This is a genomic window from Loktanella sp. 3ANDIMAR09 (assembly GCF_001420005.1).
In the GTDB taxonomy this organism is placed as follows: Bacteria; Pseudomonadota; Alphaproteobacteria; order Rhodobacterales; family Rhodobacteraceae; genus Loktanella.
Genome location: NZ_LJAK01000010.1, coordinates 1 through 18,137, shown reverse-complemented (window position 1 = coordinate 18,137; position 18,137 = coordinate 1). Strand labels below are relative to the sequence as shown.

Below are 18,137 nucleotides of genomic sequence, written 5' to 3'. Positions count from 1 at the left end.
CGCCTCCGTACCTATTCCGCTGCCACTGAAGCCACGTCCTGCGCGGCGAACGTTTCGGTTCCCACGATCCGGGCCAGAATGCTTCCCGCGTCGATCCCGTCCCCGTGCGGCAGGAACACCCGCAGCTGGAAGGCGATGATCTCGGTGAAACACCCCATGGCCTTGAGACGTTCAATCATGCCCCGATCCGCACCGCCCAGCTCGAGACGCATCTCGCCTGCGACCCGGCGACGGGTCAGGGTGAGACCCCGGCCCAGATCGACAGGTGCGGTGGTGCCGAGGGCGGCGGTCAACATCTCCTGTGGCGTTTGCGGATTGGAGACGAGGAAGCGGGCGCGCAGCGCGGCCGCACCTTCCTCGCTCAGCGTGCGCCCGATCATGGCGGCCGCCCCGTCCGGCGTGACCCGGTAGATGCGCTCATTGGTGGTCGGAATATCCTTCCAGATCGGCAGCAGAAGCCCGGTCAGCAGGTAGAGCTTGGTCGTGGTGGTTTTTGGAAGGGACGCAGCCTCGGCATCCCAAAGCGTTACAAACTCGGGCCTTTCGATGTCTTCCCAGGCCGAGGACCCGAACCGCGTCTCCTCCAGATAGCTCGACCCGTTTGGCCGCACCACCTTGCGCATCAGCGTGACGATGTCCTCGTCATACATCTGCATGGGCCGCGCCGAGATGAGCGCCGCGCGACCGGAGGCGCGATTTACCATGGGTAGCTTGTCGGGATTGCGCGACATGGCCTCTGCGGCCCCAAGGACGTGGACCGGGTCGGTCACCTCAAGTCCGATGATCCGCGTCACGGCGCCGGATTTCGGGCAGGTCCAGAGATCCTCCGTGGAGACCTGTTCGATCTTTTCGCCGCGCAGGGTTTCCACCCCGAGATCGAGTGTGCCCGCAGCGCGCGCCCGTTCCGTCTGATCGGCAATCCGGCGCATGAACTCGGCAAAGAGTGCGTTCTGCATGTGGATGGGAAGGGCCAGAACCCGGTTGAGAAACCGCTGGATCGGGGGAAGCTCCTCAAGGAGCACCCCGTCCTTGTCGATCAGCCGCAGGGTTGTCCAGTCGGTGAAGCTCTCGTAGCTCATCGCTTCAGCGCGCCCGGCGGCAAGATCGGCGAAATACCCACGTAGTGCGGCCCGCGCGATCGGGCTTTCGAGATTGTCCTCCTCCCGGAACATGCCTTGCGAGCCGGTCTCGCGCTGACCCTTGGTCAAGGCCCCTAGCTGGTCGAGGCGCTTGGCTATAGTCGAGGTGAAACGCTTTTCGCCATGCACATCCGAGGTGCAGACCCGGAAGAAGGGCGCGCTGACCTGAGCCGAGCGATGCGTGCGCCCGAGCCCCTGGATGGCCGCATCCGCGCGCCAGCCGGGCTCCAGAAGATAGTGCCGCCGTCGCTTCTGGTTCTTCGCCGTTTGCGCCGCGTGATAGGACCGGCCCGTCCCGCCCGCATCGGAGAAGATTAGGATATCCTTCTCACCATCCATAAAGGCTTGGGTCTCGGACGAATTGCTGCTGGCGGCGCGCTTCTCGATGAAGAGGTGGCCATCGTCCGCCTTCAGAGGTCGGATCGACCTTCCGGTCACTTCGGCAACGGCATCGTCGCCAAAGGCACAGAGGATCTGATCCAGCGCCGAAGGGATCGGGGCGAGCGTCATCAACTCCATCATGGCCGCATCGCGCAGGGCAAGCGCTTCGCGGGAGACAACCAGCGCGCCATTGGCGTCGCGCAAGGGTTCAGCCACCATATTACCGTCGATCTCCACGAGCTTTTGCGCATGAATCGGGAAGGCCTGTTCGAGGTAGCCCAGGACGTAATCGCGCGGCGTCAAGGCACCCTCGACGAGTTCATCCTCGGGGTCCATCGTCTCAAGCCGGCGTTTCAGCAGGCTCTCGCCTGTCGAAACCACCTGGATGACGCAAGCCTTGCCCGCCGCCAGATCGTCCTCGATGGCGCGGATGATGCTTGGAGCCTTCATGCCCATCAGGAGATGATTGAAGAAACGCTGCTTCGTGCTCTCGAAACGGGACTTGGCCGAGGCCTTTGCGGCGGAGGCATTCGTCTGACCGGAGGCATCATTGACGCCTGTCGCGGTCAGCGCCGCCTCGAGATTGTGATGGATCGTCCGGAAGGCGCCGGCATAGGCGTCGTAGATCTCGATCTGGGCCGGGGTGAGCGCGTGTTCGAGCACGTCATACTCCACGCCATCAAAGCTGAGGGCGCGGGCAGTGTAGAGGCCGAGCGTCTTGAGATCACGCGCGACCACCTCCATGGCAGCCACGCCGCCGGCTTCCATCGCTGAAACGAAACCCTCGCGGCTCGGGAAGGGGTATTCCGGCCCCTGCCCCCAGAGACCGAGACGCGCGGCATAGGCCAGGTTGTGCACGCTCGTGGCGCCCGTGGCCGAGATATAGAAGACGCGAGCGCGGGGTGCTGCCAGTTGCAGCCGCAGGCCCGCAAGGCCCTGCTGCGAGGGTTTGACCCCCCTGCCCTGCTCGGACCCGGCCGCGTTCTGCATGGCATGGGCCTCATCAAAAGCGAGGACGCCTTCAAAGTCTTCGCCCATCCAGTCGAGGATCTGGCTCAGCCGCGTGGTGCCGCATTTGCCCGCGGACCGCAGCGTGGCGTAGGTGACGAAGAGGATACCGTCGCCCATCGGGATGGGCTGGTCCGGTTTCCATTTGGAGAGCGGCTGGATGTCGGCGGGCGAGCCGCCGAGATCGCTCCAGTCGCGGATGGCGTCCTCGATGAGCGTGGCGGATTTGGAGACCCAGATCGCCTTTCTGCGCCCGGCCAGCCAGTTCACGAGAATGAGCCCCGCGCATTCGCGGCCCTTGCCGCAGCCGGTGCCGTCCCCGAGGAAATAGCCGAGGCGATAGGCCCGTGCATCCGGGTCATCATCGGCGCGCGTCATCTTGGTCTGGTCATCATCTAGGCGCATCCGCCCCGGCAGATCGCGCCCGTGGGCATCATGCGCCATGACGATGGTCTCGAGCTGCGCCTCGGAGAGATGTCCCTCCTCGATCAACCGTGCGGGCAGGCGCAAGTCATCACTGCCCGTGTTTGAGGGCATGGGCGGGGCAACCGAGGCCATGGCGATGCTTTCAACGAGCGGCGTGGGATGTTCCTGCGCACCCGCAATCTCGATCCGCTGCGGACGGTAGCGCGCATAGATGTCCGAGATGGGCGTGTTGTCGCGCGGGGTCTCAAAGCTTGTGAAGCTGAGCGGACGGACGGCATTGGCCCGGGGTTTGGAGGCGGCGACAGGCGAAGCGGCGGTCTTGCGCGGGGCAGATGATGGAACGGTCGGCCGCCCGTTAGGGATCGCCGCCGCCCGTTGGGCGGGGCGCATCTCGGGCCGGGTTGCGGCCACGGCGTCGACATATGCCAAGGCTTCATCCAGATCCCGGACATTGGCGCGGATCATCTCGCCGCCCTCCTGCACCTTGTCGAAGACCATGAGCTGGGTTTCGACAGAGGTGCCGAGCTTGCGGTAGACCTGCCCCGGCATCGTCAACGCCAAGCGCGGCGTCAGGAGACCGCAGGCGCGTGACCAATGCGCGGCATCGCGTTCGGGCGTGAATCCCGGCGGCATGATCGCCACCAGCCGCCCACCGGGCGCCAGGCGCTTTGCTGCCGCGATGAGATGTTTGGCGGCGATGTGCTTGTCTCGGGAGCGATCGACCGAGGAGGCGAAGGGCGGGTTCATCACCACGACGTCGGGTAGAACCGGCGTCTGCAGCAGATCATCGATATGCTCGCCGTCATGGCCTGTGACCTCGCCGCCGAAAACCGCGCGCAGGAGGCGCTGGCGAAAGGGGTCGATTTCATTGAGCACAAGCGTGGCACCGGCCCGGGCAGCGAAAGCGGCCAGGGCACCAGTGCCAGCCGAGGGTTCCAGCACGGTCTCGCCCTTGCGGATCGCCGCCGCCCGTAAGACCAGCGCCGCGAATGCCAGCGGCGTGGAAAACTGCTGGAGCCGGATTTGCTGCTCTGACCGGCGCGTTTCCGTCAGGAGCCGTGAGGCAAGCAGCTTTGCAGCGGCCATGTCACCTGCCGCGCCGTCCCCACGCAGCAGCACCTGGACAGCCGCGGCCTGCATCAGGTCATATGCCATGCGCCAGTCCCAGGCACCGCCGGCATCGCTGCCATGAAACGTCTCGCGCATGATGCGCGCGAGCGCTGAGCTGCGCAGGGGTTGGTGGTCGACCTCCGCGCCGATCTGCGCGATGGCAGAGACGAGATCAGTGTCGGAGATTGGGAATGCCGGGTTTGCCGGATTGGGCTTGGTCATGGGGGTTTCCTTTGGATCAGGGTCTGAGTTCCAAAGGACAAAAAGCCCGCTTTCGCTTTTCAGGGGATCCGGCCCAAAAGCTATTAAGAAGGGCGGGCCGTCAACGCAATCCGCCCTCCTCAGCAACAAAGAGAAAGCCACGCAGCAAAACCGCCGAACTTGTTGATCAATAAAGCCGACATTGAGGCGGCGCGCGGCGACCGGCCGCTAGGAGCCCACTTTGACCGATGCTGCACAAAGGATGTATGGCTGCTTTCGAGGGCGGTAGAAAACCTGCTTGATCGCTGCCGCGAGCGGAAGGAAAGCGCAGCCGATCTGTTGGAACGCGTGAAGCAGAAGGCGATCTAATCGAACGTTTCAGCGCTTCACCCCGTCTGCGGCCGCCTCTCTAATACTGCGCGGTGCCCAGAGAATAATACCTGCACCGACAAGGCAAATTACCGCTCCGATAACATCCAATTGATCAGGGCGATGGCCTTCCACACCCCATAGCCACAACAGGGACGATACGATGTAGATGCCCCCGTAAACAGCATAGGCGCGTCCCGCCTGGTCAGCCGGACTGAGGGTCAAAAGCCATGCAAAAGCCGCGAGGGACAGCATCCCCGGCACCACCCAGAACACGCTCTTGTCCAGCCGAAACCAAGCCCAGAAGGCAAAACATCCGGCGATTTCGGCCAGCGCGGCCACGAAGTAAATCAGAATTGTTTTCATTGGGTCAGACTTACGTATCCAAGCAATCGGGTCTATTCCTTAACATCCATTCGCGCGAGAATGATGGCTTGTCCAAATGCCGCTAACAGAGCAGTCGCGAAGACTATCCATGTTCCCAGTGCGGCGACGGCAAAGCCTCCGACGAGCGGGAGAACGAAAGCGGGTGCCGTAAGCGCGTTGAAATACCCGCTATAGGCTGGACGTTGGTCGTCCGGCGAGATCTCCATCAGCAGCCCGATGACGGCAATCGTCAGCCCATTCATTAATGCGCCGAGAACGAAGAATACGACAAGCAGGATTGGTACGAGTGCCTCCGCCGGAACGGGTATGAGCAAAAGAACCAGAAGGGCGATTGGCGGTGCGGTGCGGGCAACTGCGATCCCGCGCATCAGGCTCAGTTTGCCCCGGCTATCGCCCCACCAGCCCCAAAGTGGATTGCCCACGAGGGCCCCGATGGTCTGGGCACCGAGCAGAAGTGCTACGTTTTCAAACCCCACCCCAAGCTTGTCGGCGGCGACGATAAAGAACGGCGCTGCGATGAGAACTGCACCTCCGCACCATTGCGCAAAAACGAAGCGGCGGAACACTGGGTCTTCTCGGAAGGTCACAGCACCCTCACGCAGGTAGGCGGTAAAACTCCCGGCCACTTTGAGGGGTGTATTTCGCTCAGGCTCGCCCATCACGGTGAAGATGAAAGACGAAAGCAACATCAGGATCGCCGCGATCCCCAGCACGGCGGCATAGGATGCTGGAAATTCAAGCGTCCGCAACAGCCTGTCTGCCAACGCCGCGACGAAAAGCGCTATGACCCCTCCGCCGAAGAAGCGGATCGAAAGCATCCTGCTCCGGTGTTCTGACGGGACGGATCGGGCAACGATATCATTGTAAGGAACACCGACGATGCCGCTGAGGAAAGCGTAAAGAACCCAAAGTCCAAGGGTCGCGGCACCGAGTGTGACATGAGCCCAACCAGCGGTCGCGCCAATCCAGAGAACAATTGCGAGGATTGCAATGGCCGCCGTCCGTCCAAACGCACCGACGACATAGAATGGCATTGAAGACGCACCGCGACCGGCGAAGTAGCCAACGAAGAGTTGGGGCAGAAGCCAGCCGAGGCGCAAAATCGTAGACACCGCGCCTACGGCGACCGAACTTCCAGTAAGTTGATAAACCAGCGCCGACATCACCGTTGCGCTGTCCACCGCCGCCGATCCTGCCTGGAACGCGGTGCCTGCGCCAGCTACGTGCCAGAAGCGACGGCGAGGCGTCATATCCCGCTCCAATTGATGGGCTCGACAAACAGACCAAACCAAACAGACCAGATGCCAAGCCCGACGAAGATCGCGCCCAATAGCCAACGACGCGGTCGCAGCCAATCGGCAAGCCGATCAAGGGGCCTGGCAAGGCTGGGAACAATAGAGAGTGGCAACAACGGGAGCGACAGCGCGAAGGCGAAGACCGCCATCATCACAAACCCGGTCATGGCCGACCCGCTTACAGTTGCGGCACCCATCAATCCAAACAGGATTGGGGCTGCGCAGGCCGGAATGTTAAGTCCGAACGCCAACCCCTGAACGAGCGGGTTGGATGCCGCCTTCCAGCGCTCCGGCGCGAATCCAATGCGGCGGCGCATCGATTTGTCCCACCCCGCGAAGATCGCAAGACCAAGGCCGAGGTAAATTGCACCAAAAATGAGCCACGCGCCAGTCTGTACACCGATAAGGCGTTGGCCCAGCACGACGATCATCCCGCCAAATCCCCCCATCACGACGAGCCTGGCCAGAAGAAAGGTCATCGCCGCGCCGAACCGCTGCCCCATCGGGCGAGACCTCTGGCCTCCCAGAAACAACATGTGAGCGCCGATCGTGCAGGGTTCGATGAAACCGAGCAGGCCAAGGCCAAATGCAAGCAACAGGGCCTGATAGGTGAGATCCATAAATGTCTTTCATTGTATGATAAGTTTGATGATGGGCCTTCCACCAACCATAAGGTCAAGCGCTGTTCTTGATGCCAAGCAGGCATTTGTATTTGACCGCGCGTTCAGTGGGTTCCGCCAACTTTCAAATCAGAGCAGCGAGCCCAAATCCGATCCGACGCTGGGATAGACGGCGGTCATCGACTTGAGCTGCTTTGCGGTCAGTCCCAACTTCATCGCCAAGCCGAAAAAGTTGATCAACTCACCATATTCCGGTCCGAATAGGTGTGCGCCGAGCAACTTGCCGTCCGACCTATCCACCAACACCTTTGCGGCGGCGGATTTTTCTCCAATTCGGTAGTTGGAATACCAGCCGCCCGTATCAGTGAACCGGACATCGACATCATAACCGGCCTCTTTGGCTTCAGCCTCCAACATGCCGACGCGGGCCAGTTCGGGTACCGTAAACACTGCGGTCGGGATGCCGGAATAATCCGGCAAGATCTTCTGATCCTTGAGCATGTTCGAGGCCGCGACCTTACCTTCGATCACGGCAACGGGCGTCAGCGGCATTCCCTTGGTATCGGCGGAATCTCCAGCTGCAAAGACGGCGGCGTTCGTCGTACTTTGCAGATGCGGAGCCACAACGATGCCCTTGTCGCCATACGCGACATCGGCGGCCTCAAGGTTCAGATCGGCAAGAGCGGCGATGCGACCCGCGCCATGCACGACCAGATCGGTCTCAATGGTCGTTGTGTTGTCGCCTGTCTTCACTTCAACGGCAAAACCCGCACCGGAGGTTGTGATCGAGACGATTTCGGTTTCTCGTTGCAGGTCCACACCAACAGCGGCACTGCGCGCGATCAGCATCTCGACCAGATCAGGGTCAAAAGCGTTCAGCGGGCGGGCACCGCGATCTACGATGACAGGCTCGGCCCCAGCACGTGCGGCGATATGCGCAAACTCAAAAGATACGAAGCCGCCACCGACAAACAGGATGCGCTTGGGCAAAGCCTCAAGATTGAGAAAATCCGTGCTGTCGATCATCAGATCGGCACCGGCGAAGGTGACAGGTCTCGGGATCGCTCCAGCGGCGATAAGGAAACGTTTCGATTGATAGGACTGCCCGTCAACTTCGAGCGCGTTGGCACCGGTGAACCGCGCGGCACCGTGCAACGTCTCGACGCCGTTTCCGGTCAGACCCTTTTCCATCTTGTCCGGCACCGGATCGGTAAAACCACGTTTGTGAGCCATCAGATCGGACCAGTTGATCTTTAGTCCGCTGGGATCGATCCCTTTGCCGTCCATCAACCGTGCGGCATCGACGATTTCAGCGCCACGCCGCAATATTTTCTTAGGATCGCAACCACGCAAGGCGCAGGTGCCGCCGTAGGGCAGCGCATCCACGATGGCCACGCGCCAGCCTGCCGCACCGCATTTGTTCGCCGCCGCAACCCCGGCCATGCCCGCCCCGATAACGATCAGGTCATACGTCTCACTCATATTTAGATCCTTCTTACGTGTCTTTATCCGGCGCAGCAGCTAAGTTTTGCCACGTCCATATCGAAAGTCTGCGCGGCCAATTTCAGGCCCTCGACCGTCGTCAGATAGGGAAAGATCGTTGCGCCCAAGTCTTTGGTCGTCATGCCGAACTTCAACGCCATGACCAGTGTCTGGATCGTGTCCGATCCTTCGGGTGCGATGATTTGGCCACCAAGCAGTTTGTCGGTTTTCTTATCCGCCACAAGCTTGATCAATCCACGTGTGTCGCGGGCGGCAAGAGCGCGCGGGACCTGATCGAGTGGCACGACCGAAGTCTTCACGTCGAACCCTGCGTCGCGAGCCTGTTGCTCGCTCAGCCCGACCCCGGCAATCTGTGGATCGGAGAACACGACCCAGGGCATGGCAGAATTGTCATAGCGCTGATCATCGCCCAGAACGGCGTTCTTCACAGCCAATTTTGCCCCGTAGGCTGCCATATAGACGAACTGGTCGCGGTCTGTCACGTCGCCCGCCGCATAGATGCCGGGCACCGACGTCTGCATGTCGTCGCCGATGACGATGGACCCGCGCGCGTCGGTTTTCACGCCGACCTCGTCCAAACCCATACTGTCGGTATTGGCACGCCGACCTGCGGTCGAAACAAGATGATCCGCCGTGACCTCGACAGGCTCGCCGCCCTGCATAACCCGCAAGGTCACGCCCGACGCGTCACGTCTGACGTTCTCATAACTCAGGCCGGTCAGCAGGGTGATCCCCTCGGCGGCAAAAGCGTCCGTCAAAGCCCCGGACACTTCCGGTTCGGCACCGGGAAGCAGGTGTGACCGTGTCACCAGCGTGACCTTCACGCCCATCCGGCTCATCATCTGCGCCAGTTCCGCCCCGATGTAGCCCGCCCCGATAAAAATCAGACTTTCCGGCAGGGTTTCAAGCTCCAGCAAGCTGGTGCTATCGAGTGCGCCGACCTCCTCGATTCCGTCAATCGTCGGCAGGACCGGATGACCACCGGTTGCAATGATCATTTTCATTGCGGTCAACGTGCGACCCCCGACGATGACGCCACCCTCGATCAGCCGCGCCGGACCAGTATCGATATAATCGACACCCGCGTATTCCGGCAGCAGGTCTGCGTATTTCTTCTGACGCAAGGTCGCGACCAGATCGTCTTTCGACTCGATCAGCGTGTGCCAGTCATCGAGTTGTGCGTGACCGGACAGGCCAGGAAACCGCTTGGCGGCATGTGCGCCATGGATCGCCTCAGCGGCGCGGATCATTGCCTTGGACGGCACACAGCCGACGTTCACGCAGGTGCCGCCGATGGTGCCATGCCCGACAAGTGCGACACGTTTTCCCGCGTCAGCAGCGGTGATTGAAGCGGAGAAACCCGCCGAGCCTGCGCCGATGACGATAAGGTCGTATCCGCCATTTCCATCATCATTCTTGTTGATATCTTTCATTTCAGCGCGCCTCGTGCAGATCAGAGTTTTTTCGTTTGGCAACGACCAGATAAATGATCGCACCAATGGCTATGAGCGGTGTCAGCATGCCAAGCATTCCGAAGAACATGCCAATCCCTGTGCAAGATCCCATCATCATTGTGTCGCTTCCTTGGATTTCATTTTATTGAGGTAGAAAGCGTAGACGCCGACAGCCACGAAAGCGCCGACCGTAATGCGCAGCGCGAAACGGAACTCGATCCAGATGATGAGGATCGACAGAGCAGCGGCAATCGCCGTCGCCCAGAGTTTCGGGTTCGGCCCCACGCGCCCGGCGCGCAGCCAGAGCGCTTGCGCCACGACGGCAAGGCAAAAGAACAAAAGTGGGAACAGCGCGTAGTCGAGCCAACCGGTCAAAGCCGACAGGCCGACACCGGCCACAACGACGACCAGGAGGGGTGTGAAGCAGCACAGGGCCGCAAAGAGTGCGCCACCCAGCCCCCATTTTAGCAAGCGGTCGGGGTTCTCAATGTTCTGGGTCAAGTAGCGCTCTTTCTTTCTGGAGAATGATTGGAAATCGAGGTGCGGCCATTGGCGGACCGCCGGAATTCACGAACGACAAGGAAGGCGAGCGCCACAACCAGTGCGACGGCTATCCAGCCAAGCCCCGACATCCACGCTGCGAGGCCGCCGAACGCCGCAGCAAGCAGAGCTGTGCCGCCACCGCAGCACACGATCACGACCGGAGTCGCAACTCCGAAACCCAGTAGCCCGCCCATAAGGTTGTCACGCATTGCAAATTTCCCCGTGGTTAGGACGCCGTGTCCGGCAGAGCCTGGGCGGGGTAGCCATTTGCCGCCACTGCATCGATGATGCTGTCCACGCTGGTCTCGGCATCATCGAAGGTGACACTGTAAACGCCCTGTCCATACTCGGGACCGTCAACGAAGTCGTCGATCTGGACCGATGGAACGCCGCGCATCGAACTGGCAACGATGAACGAACAGGAGGGGCAGGTCAGTTCGCCGACTGCAATCTCGACGGTGCGCTCTTCGGCAAAAGCCGCTGGGGCAAACGCAGCAATGGCCAGCGTTGACGATAACAGTACGTGTTTCATGATTTTGTTCCTTGTTTAGAATTTCAGAATGAAGGGCGTGATGTAGGGAAAGGCCATCGCTACCGCGACGATTGCGGCGGCGGCCCAAAGTGTCACCCGCATCACAGTCCGGTTGATTGGCCGGGCACAGGTGCCATCGGCGCAGGCGTCCGTATTCACCGGCTTGTATGCCTTGTAGAACCCGTATCCGAGAAACGCGGCACTTAGCGCGAAAGTGTACCATTTGTAGGCATAGAACGCCCCGAGCTGCGCGATGAAGACGCCAGTCACGCCGAAACTCACCAGCACAAGCGGCAGAATACAGCACGAGGTCATCGCCAACGCACCGAGAACGCCGAAGCCGGTCGCACCCCAGCCTTTCGCGGTGTCATCGCCAACCTGACGCACGTGGCCGGATTTATGGTCTGAAATACTTTGCTCCATCGAATCGCCCTTGTTCTGTTCTTTCCATCGTTCTACGGTCTGTAGTTGATACAGGCTCAAGGGATTTCTGCGGATAATGGATAACAGAAGCGTGAAAGCACTCCGGCGGGTCGATCTAGCACGGGCCACGGGCTGCAATCTCGAAACCATCCGCTACTACGAGACGGTCGGTATCATGCCCGACCCACCGCGCACCGCAAAAGGGTATCGAAGCTATGATGATATTCATGTCAAACGGTTGAAGTTCGTCATGCGGTCCCGCGATCTCGGTTTCTCCCTGGAAGAAATTCGCGGGCTGCTCGGGTTGGTCGATGACCGGTCTCAAACCTGCGCTCAGGTCCAGACCGTTGCTGAGACGCATCTTGAAGATGTGCAGGCGAAAATAGCCGATCTCACGCGGATCGAACGTGTCCTGTCGGAAACCGTCGCTCGATGTACAGGCGACGCCGCACCAGAATGTGCGGTGATTGACGCACTTCTCGAAGGTTAGTCCACCCTGAAAAAAGGGAACAACGGACCTTCGTGCATCGCGCAGCGAAAGCCCGGAAAGTCCGCATCTTACCAGTTCGTACACGATGCAGCGAACGGCAGGTGTACGGATAGGGAGGGACTTCTGAGAATTTCATCGTACCAGCCATATGACACACCAATGTCGCCTCTTTCACTCGGCTCAAGGGTGACGGGAGATAATATCGCAGAACGAGCCCCTTACTGGCAGCCTTAGCGGGGGATTCTGCCCCCTCCGGAATTCGACCCCACTTACCGATCAGGCGCCGCTTCAAGGGACGTCTCGAACCGCTTGTCCGCCGCCACTGCTTCTTTCAAGAGCGCGTCGAAATTGTCAGGTGGGTTGCCATCTTCCAGCATCCCTTTGAACGTCGCATAGGCATCCGTCTTACTGCCATAGGCGCGCAGAGTCTTGTCGTCGTTCACCCAAGCCACCACGATGACCTTCGCATCGCTGTTGAACCGGTAGAACAACCGATACTGCTGGAAGAATTTCGCCCGGAACCAGTGCTTGCGGTGATCGCCGAGTGTGCCGCCTTGCCGGAAGGCGGCGGCACCCGGATCTGCCGGTATGGCCTCGGTGACCAGCTTGAAGATGGCGGCCAGCCGTTTCGTGGAATTCTTCTTGCGCCAGGTCTTAGGATCGCGTGCCTTACGCGCCTCGACCTCTTCAATCAGCCCTTCGAGCTGTTCCAGAAAGAGCGGATGCGCATAAATCGACCATCCGTTTACGACAAGGGGCGCTTGGGCGGGCACGCTATCGCCGCTCATTCATCCTCGAGCGATAGCGGCGCATCGAGATCGACATCAACGTCTCCGACCAGTGCTGCAAGATGGTCATGCAAAGCCCCATCGAACGCCCGAATGCGGTCCGGATGCGCCTTGATATCGGCCTCGACAAAATCGAGAAAGGCGCCGAGCACAGGATCTTCCTCGTCGCTGCGCACGGGCTCGATATAGACCCTGCCACTCGGCTCGGTGCAGTAACGAATCTGGTCGCCCTTGCCCAGCTTGAGCTGTTTTCGCACACCCGCCGGCACGGTCGTCTGATACCGATCCGTGAGTTTCGAGACGTCTTGTGCGAGCGCTGTCATGGCAGTCTCCTGAAAGAATGGGGGGCTTTGCTGCCTGCGATAGGTAATGCATTCGCATTGCCATGTCAAGATAAGCCGCAGGATCTGCTGTCGCCGGGCAGGCCGATGAACCGTCCGGCGCAGGACCTAATGTCGCCCCGCGAGATACTCCGCCAGCACCGGGCTTGCAGCACCTTTTGCGGAACTGAGCAGCTCCGAGCCCGCAAGCGAGGCCTTCGACAGGCGTACGAGCCCACCGGTTTCCTCGATGCGGTAGCAGCGGCGTTTTTGCCGCCCCCGCTTGTAGTGCGTCGCGGTGACGATCTGGCATGTACTGCCATCGGTGAGCGTCACGGGCGTGGCGAGCCTGATCTTGTCGCCTTCCTCGTAGTCCGGGATCGCTGCCCAATCCCGGCAGCGCTGGCGCCAGTCCTGGGCGTAGCTGTCCGGGTCTTTCAGGTCGGAGAGAAGCTCGATCAGCCCAATGGGAGCACGAGACTCGTTCGGGCCAGCACTTTCCTCCATGTCCTTGTAGCCCCAGCAGCCGTCATCGTATCGGGTGAGGAAGACAGCCCCGAACGTGATGGAGCCATCCGCATCGGTCATATAGGTCGCGTCTTCGACAGCGGTGCCGTCGAGATTGGTGACCCTTGCCGCCGCATACCAGGTGGAGGCGACCTTGCAGGCCTTGACCAGTTCAGTTTTGCGCGTGTCGCCCTCGAAGGTGCAGAGCCGTGTAATTTCCGCCTTCTCATCCGCGTAGGATTTGATACGGCGGTTGGTGTAGAAAAGCCATCCCACTATGCCGCCCTCCGATCGTCGATCTCCATCAGCGCATCGAGCGGCACGCGGTAGGGCTGCATGGCGTCGAAATCCTCGCAGCGTTTATGGGAATGAGTTGAAGCACCAATACCCTGCCGCGCTTCGCGCTCTCGGGACATTGGCGCTGCATCATCTTCTTCGAATTCCCAAAACGCCGAATTGCCGCAGTTCTGCACGATCGCGAAGGTGTCGCAGGCATCCTTGAGGATGACCCGGAAGGTGCCGCCGAGGCCCGAGGGCACCTCGTAGGTCCCGCCGATGAGATAGTCCGAGGCCCGGCGCACGAAGACGCGGATGCCGTGGCCATCGGTGGCCAGCCGGATGGCCCCCCGCCCCCGGTCGATGAGCACCTGCACGTCATCCAGGATGTCGGTGTAGAACTGGCCGGTCAGATCGCGAAACGCCATGCGGCGCTGCGCCATCCAGTCGGTGTCCCGAAACGGGTTCATGCCGTCGGCGAAGGCGAAAGAGGGATCGGCCTGTTCGGTGGTGACGATTCGGGTGGTCGTGCCATCGATGCCGTTTGAGCGCAGATGCACACCATTGCCGACGATCAGGATCAGGGCGGGCCTGTCCACGGGCCCGTTCCAGTTGGGCAGGAAGGTTTTGCAGGCGCGCGCATGGGCGATCTGTGCCGCAACAGCGGACGCAGAGAACTTGAGAATAGCCATGAGGATGTCTTTCGGTTGGGTGTGGGAGGGTCGACCCGCGCGGGGAATGCCTCGCGCGGGTCGCGTGAGGACTCAGGCCGCTTGCGCGACCTCGCCGTCAGGTTCCGGGGTTTCCGAAGTTGGCTCCGCCTCATCAAAGGCGATACCGGCGGTCTGCATCATCGGCGGGCACCAGGCGGCCACGGCAGCGCGCTGCGCGTCCGTGAGCGTGGCGAAGGGCTCTGCAAAGAGCTTGTCGCAGAAGGCGACGATTTCCTTCTTGCTCGACGAGGCCAGCGTCACCGCCTCCTGGGCGAGACCCAGATCCTCGCCGAGGATCTTCAGGAGCCAGGCCTTCTTGAAGCGGTTGAAGAGCGCCGCATTCGGTATCCAGTGGGCGCGGATATCGGGCATGATCTCGATCTCGAACGCATGCATCAGTCTGTCGCGCGATCGGTCCCGCGCGAAGCAGGACTGCGTGGTGCTGGCCGTGGCATAGGCGACGAGCTTGGCCTTCTCGCCGGCCTTCAGCGCGCGAAACGCCGCAAACTGATCGGCGGGCGCGCGGCTGTCATCGAGCCAGGACAGATCAAGCGCATCATGCGCCGCCGCCACCTGCTCAAGCGAGGTCTCGTCGATCTCGTCCATCTTGGCATGGCTGCGGTATTCCTTGCGGGCATCGATCTTGATCGCCTGCGTGACACTCATGCCGCTGGCCAGAACGTCGCTCACCAGCTTGAAGAGCGTCAGATCGAGCGTGGCTTCCGGATGCAGCGCCATCGCGGCCCCAAGCGCCATGGCTCGCTCGGTCTTGAGGTCCTCAGCCAGTGAGGCCGGGTAGGTGATTTCGCCGGCGTCCGGTGCCTCCTCCCCCGTCGGGTTACTTGAGGAGCCGCGTGCGCCCTCCTCTTTGACGGTGTCCTCGGGGCGGACGAGGCCAACATGGAGCGTGATCTGCCCACCCTGCCACGACGCGATCACCCCGGACCGCGCGAGGTCCTCGGTGCTGTAGGCCTCCTGCAGGTCGCGGGCTTCCTCTTCCAGAGCGTCGACGCGGTCGTAAAGGGCATTGTAGGCACCGTCCTCGAGCCCCTCATTCTCCATCTCGAGCTGCAATTTCTCAAGCTCGGCGGTAATCTCATCAATGCGCTTCTGGGCAGCCTCATCCGGCTCGATCGGGCCGGGATAGACGCGGCCGTAGTCGGCCATGGTCGCGTAATCATAGCGCACCATCGCATCGGCCCAGGCAAATCCCAGCCTCATACGGGCCTCTTCGGCAGCAGCACCGAGCTTCTCGAGCAGGATGGTCTCGACCAGCGCCGCATCCTCGAGCACGGAATGCTCTTCCAGAAGGTCAGCAGCGACGGCACCGCCGCGCGCTTCATAGTCCGCGCGCACGAAAGCTCCGATATCGTCACTGACCTGCACACCGCGGGATTTGAGGGCCTGACGGACCGTGTAGGCCTGCAAATAGCCGCCGTCTTTCGTGAGCGCCTCGAAGACCTCGCGCTGCACCTCCTGGCTCGGGTGCTCGGCGAAGGCCTTCATCGTGTCGAGCGTGATCACCTTGCCCCGGGCCGCGGCGCGGATGTCGGGGTGGATCAGGCCATAGCGCAACCGGCCTTTCACGGCCGCCACCGTGGTGCCGAAGGTCTTTGCGATCGTCTCGGGCGTCTGGCCGTCGACCTCCATCATCCGGGCGAAGGCCTCGAACTCGTCGATGGCATTCATCGGTGCTTGGGTGATGTTCTCGGCGAGCGACAGCGCCGTGGTGACGTCGCAGTCTTCCGGCACGAGGCGGCAGTCGATCTTGGTTTTCGCGGTGAACCCCTTGGTGGCCTTGTCGGCGATCAGCTCCTTCAGGGCTGCATGGCGCCGTCCGCCGGCGAGGACAGCATATTTGCCGTCAAGCTTCTGGACCAGGAGCGGCTGCAGGAGACCCAGAACGGCGATGCTGGCCTTCAGATGCGCGATGTTCTCGGGGTCATAAGTTTCCGGAGAGTTGCTGCGCACATTGGCGGGATGCGGGACGAGATCGCCGATAGCGACGGTAAGGGGAGCAAAGCTTGTGGTCATGGGATATCCTTCCAGGAGGGTGAGGTGTGGCCCGCGCGCTCACGCGCGTGACCAATCCCCGGCTTCAGGGATCACCACGACAAAAGGCCCACTTTCCCTTTGAGGGGTCAGTGGGCCTTCATCGCCTGGGGTTTCAGGAGGGGGTGTCCCCTGCCCTACCAGTCGCGCGCCAGCATGATGGTGAGCACGCGGACGGTGGTGGCGGGATTGTCTGGGGTCTCCGCCCCATAGCGGAAGTCCGAATCCGCCTCATAGAGATCGATTTTCCAGAACACGGTCTCGCCCCGGATCTCGACCGCCCCGAAATCATGCCAGCCTTCTGGGTCATTCTCAGGCTCGAACGTGGCAAACTCACCGGTTGCCTTCACCGCCTCGGCCATGAAGCCGTCACCGGCCTCCATAAGCGCGCGGGTGACATGCATGCGGCCCTGGATGGGCGGCGCAGGCGGCACCCCAAGGCACGCGAGCTTGCGAAACGCGTCGTTTTGCGCCGCGATCACGGTCGGATCCGGAAGGTCTGGCTGGGGTTGAACATTCATGGACATGTGGATCTCCTTTGAGAAGTTGAAACACCCTTCTCAAAGCCCGCATTTTCTTTTCCGCTTGGCGGAAGGACCCATACAGAACCTACCCGACCCGAATAAATCCAAAAGTCAGGTGTGCGGGATATGCGGCTATTGGGCTTTCAGAAGCAACGACCGCTCCCAGCCCGAAGCGGACCCATGCCCCTCTGTGCGCATTTGCGATAGCTGACCTTCACCACGCGGGTTATGAAGGGGAAAGATGCGGACGAAGCCGCCATTGGCAAAATACACATTTGGCGTTTAATATGTGACATAAAGGACTTGCGCTGTGGGTTTTGTGCTCTCTCTCGGAACGATAATTCTTGTGAATGTTGCCGCTTGGATAACGCCCGGTCCCAATATGCTTGCGGTCATGACTGCATCGTTAACGCTTGGACGCAAGCACGGCTTGGCAACGGGTTTTGGTCTGGCATGTGGAGCGTTGATCTGGTCAATTTTCGCAGTTTTAGGAGTTGCGATCCTATTTGATCTGTTCCCAAGAGCCGTGATTGCCCTCAAGCTCGCCGGTGCCGCTTATCTCATTTGGCTCGGTTTCAAATCTATAAATGCCGCCAGAAAACAAAATGATGCCATGAGCTTGACCGAAGCACCGGACCGGACGATCAAGCAATCGTTCACATCAGGGTTCGTTGTCAGCATGACTAATCCAAAAGCTGCGCTTTTCTTTGGATCAGTTATGACAGCCTTTATACCGACCACGGCGTCGAACTGGTTTTTGGCCTTAGTCGTTTTTATCTGTGGGCTACTCGCGGTGGTCCTACATTCGATCACGGCAACAGTATTTTCCACAAAAATCGCCATGCGTGTGTTTCATAGATTTCAAACCGCGATTTCCTATACCTTCGGTGCAATCTTTGTCGGTTTAGGTGGATCTATCGCCTACGCTGCGCTGCGTCGTACCCAGTAGGTGTGGGCTCAAAGCCCGAATTCGCCACGCATGGCACGAAGGTCCGCTGTCGGTAAACGGGCCAAACTTTGCAAAGTCAGCTCCCTGCGCACAGCCGTCATTCGTGGTCATCACCACATGCGTCACT

The 18,137-nt window shown here is 60.7% G+C and carries 20 protein-coding genes; 3 read left to right on the top strand and 17 right to left on the bottom strand.

All coding sequences use genetic code 11. From position 1 onward, the window contains the following. Nucleotides 1–11: 11 nt before the first annotated feature. Complete coding sequence (locus tag AN189_RS13930) at nt 12–4,286, bottom strand: strawberry notch family protein (RefSeq protein ID WP_056037025.1); 4,275 nt, start codon at nt 4,284–4,286, stop codon at nt 12–14. Between the two features lie 162 nt (nt 4,287–4,448). On the opposite strand from AN189_RS13930, the gene AN189_RS19385 reads away from it, so the two are divergent. Next, the gene (locus AN189_RS19385; protein WP_172794923.1) at nt 4,449–4,634 is read left to right on the top strand and encodes a hypothetical protein; all 186 of its coding nucleotides are present in this window, start codon (nt 4,449–4,451) and stop codon (nt 4,632–4,634) included. A gap of 9 nt (nt 4,635–4,643) precedes the next feature. Here AN189_RS19385 and AN189_RS13925 read toward each other — a convergent pair whose 3' ends face one another. From AN189_RS13925 to AN189_RS13885, 10 genes are all read right to left on the bottom strand, one after another. Beyond that, the gene (locus tag AN189_RS13925; protein WP_037275584.1) at nt 4,644–5,000 is read right to left on the bottom strand and encodes a YnfA family protein; all 357 of its coding nucleotides are present in this window, start codon (nt 4,998–5,000) and stop codon (nt 4,644–4,646) included. 32 nt (nt 5,001–5,032) lie between these two features. Beyond that, nucleotides 5,033–6,271: an MFS transporter gene (locus AN189_RS13920; protein WP_037275586.1), complete on the bottom strand. Its 1,239-nt coding sequence runs from the start codon at nt 6,269–6,271 to the stop codon at nt 5,033–5,035. Next, nucleotides 6,268–6,936, bottom strand: a complete 669-nt coding sequence (locus AN189_RS13915; protein WP_037275588.1) for a cytochrome c biogenesis protein CcdA — start codon at nt 6,934–6,936, stop codon at nt 6,268–6,270. The genes AN189_RS13920 and AN189_RS13915 overlap by 4 nt, the downstream gene beginning before the upstream one ends. Before the next feature lie 129 nt (nt 6,937–7,065). Further along, entirely contained in the window at nt 7,066–8,418 is a 1,353-nt protein-coding gene (locus AN189_RS13910) for an NAD(P)/FAD-dependent oxidoreductase (RefSeq protein WP_037275590.1), read from the bottom strand. 23 nt (nt 8,419–8,441) lie between these two features. Further along, nucleotides 8,442–9,872: a mercury(II) reductase gene (gene merA / locus AN189_RS13905; RefSeq protein WP_037275592.1), complete on the bottom strand. Its 1,431-nt coding sequence runs from the start codon at nt 9,870–9,872 to the stop codon at nt 8,442–8,444. A gap of 1 nt (nt 9,873) precedes the next feature. Further along, nucleotides 9,874–10,011 carry a hypothetical protein gene (locus AN189_RS19180; RefSeq protein ID WP_157057501.1) on the bottom strand — a complete coding sequence of 46 codons (138 nt, stop codon included), beginning with the start codon at nt 10,009–10,011 and terminating at the stop codon, nt 9,874–9,876. Next, nucleotides 10,008–10,394, bottom strand: coding sequence for a mercury resistance system transport protein MerF (gene merF / locus AN189_RS13900; RefSeq protein WP_037275593.1), 387 nt, complete (start codon nt 10,392–10,394; stop codon nt 10,008–10,010). Before merF ends, AN189_RS19180 begins: the two co-directional genes overlap by 4 nt. Further along, entirely contained in the window at nt 10,391–10,645 is a 255-nt protein-coding gene (locus AN189_RS13895) for a hypothetical protein (protein WP_045685387.1), read from the bottom strand. Before AN189_RS13895 ends, merF begins: the two co-directional genes overlap by 4 nt. 17 nt (nt 10,646–10,662) lie before the next feature. Then, nucleotides 10,663–10,968: a heavy-metal-associated domain-containing protein gene (locus AN189_RS13890; RefSeq protein WP_037275594.1), complete on the bottom strand. Its 306-nt coding sequence runs from the start codon at nt 10,966–10,968 to the stop codon at nt 10,663–10,665. Nucleotides 10,969–10,983: 15 nt separating this feature from the next. Continuing rightward, on the bottom strand, nt 10,984–11,451 hold the full coding sequence (locus tag AN189_RS13885; protein WP_230798174.1) for a mercuric transporter MerT family protein: 468 nt from the start codon (nt 11,449–11,451) through the stop codon (nt 10,984–10,986). A 16-nt stretch (nt 11,452–11,467) separates the two neighbouring features. On the opposite strand from AN189_RS13885, the gene AN189_RS13880 reads away from it, so the two are divergent. Beyond that, complete coding sequence (locus tag AN189_RS13880; protein WP_172794922.1) at nt 11,468–11,881, top strand: helix-turn-helix domain-containing protein; 414 nt, start codon at nt 11,468–11,470, stop codon at nt 11,879–11,881. A 269-nt stretch (nt 11,882–12,150) separates the two neighbouring features. On the opposite strand, the gene AN189_RS13875 is transcribed toward AN189_RS13880, so the two are convergent. The 6 genes from AN189_RS13875 to AN189_RS13850 form a co-directional block, all read right to left on the bottom strand. Continuing rightward, nucleotides 12,151–12,669: a type II toxin-antitoxin system YhaV family toxin gene (locus tag AN189_RS13875; RefSeq protein WP_056037023.1), complete on the bottom strand. Its 519-nt coding sequence runs from the start codon at nt 12,667–12,669 to the stop codon at nt 12,151–12,153. Continuing rightward, nucleotides 12,666–12,992, bottom strand: a complete 327-nt coding sequence (locus tag AN189_RS13870) for a type II toxin-antitoxin system PrlF family antitoxin (protein ID WP_056037020.1) — start codon at nt 12,990–12,992, stop codon at nt 12,666–12,668. Before AN189_RS13870 ends, AN189_RS13875 begins: the two co-directional genes overlap by 4 nt. Before the next feature lie 126 nt (nt 12,993–13,118). Then, nucleotides 13,119–13,772 carry a hypothetical protein gene (locus tag AN189_RS13865; protein WP_056037017.1) on the bottom strand — a complete coding sequence of 218 codons (654 nt, stop codon included), beginning with the start codon at nt 13,770–13,772 and terminating at the stop codon, nt 13,119–13,121. Beyond that, complete coding sequence (locus AN189_RS13860; RefSeq protein ID WP_056037014.1) at nt 13,772–14,464, bottom strand: hypothetical protein; 693 nt, start codon at nt 14,462–14,464, stop codon at nt 13,772–13,774. The genes AN189_RS13865 and AN189_RS13860 overlap by 1 nt, the downstream gene beginning before the upstream one ends. 72 nt (nt 14,465–14,536) lie before the next feature. Further along, nucleotides 14,537–16,519, bottom strand: coding sequence for a ParB/RepB/Spo0J family partition protein (locus AN189_RS13855; protein WP_056037011.1), 1,983 nt, complete (start codon nt 16,517–16,519; stop codon nt 14,537–14,539). A gap of 155 nt (nt 16,520–16,674) precedes the next feature. After that, entirely contained in the window at nt 16,675–17,064 is a 390-nt protein-coding gene (locus AN189_RS13850) for a DUF3768 domain-containing protein (RefSeq protein ID WP_055296357.1), read from the bottom strand. A gap of 307 nt (nt 17,065–17,371) precedes the next feature. Here AN189_RS13850 and AN189_RS13845 point away from each other — a divergent pair, with 307 nt between their 5' ends. After that, nucleotides 17,372–18,010, top strand: a complete 639-nt coding sequence (locus AN189_RS13845; protein WP_157057500.1) for a LysE family transporter — start codon at nt 17,372–17,374, stop codon at nt 18,008–18,010. Nucleotides 18,011–18,137: the final 127 nt, after the last annotated feature.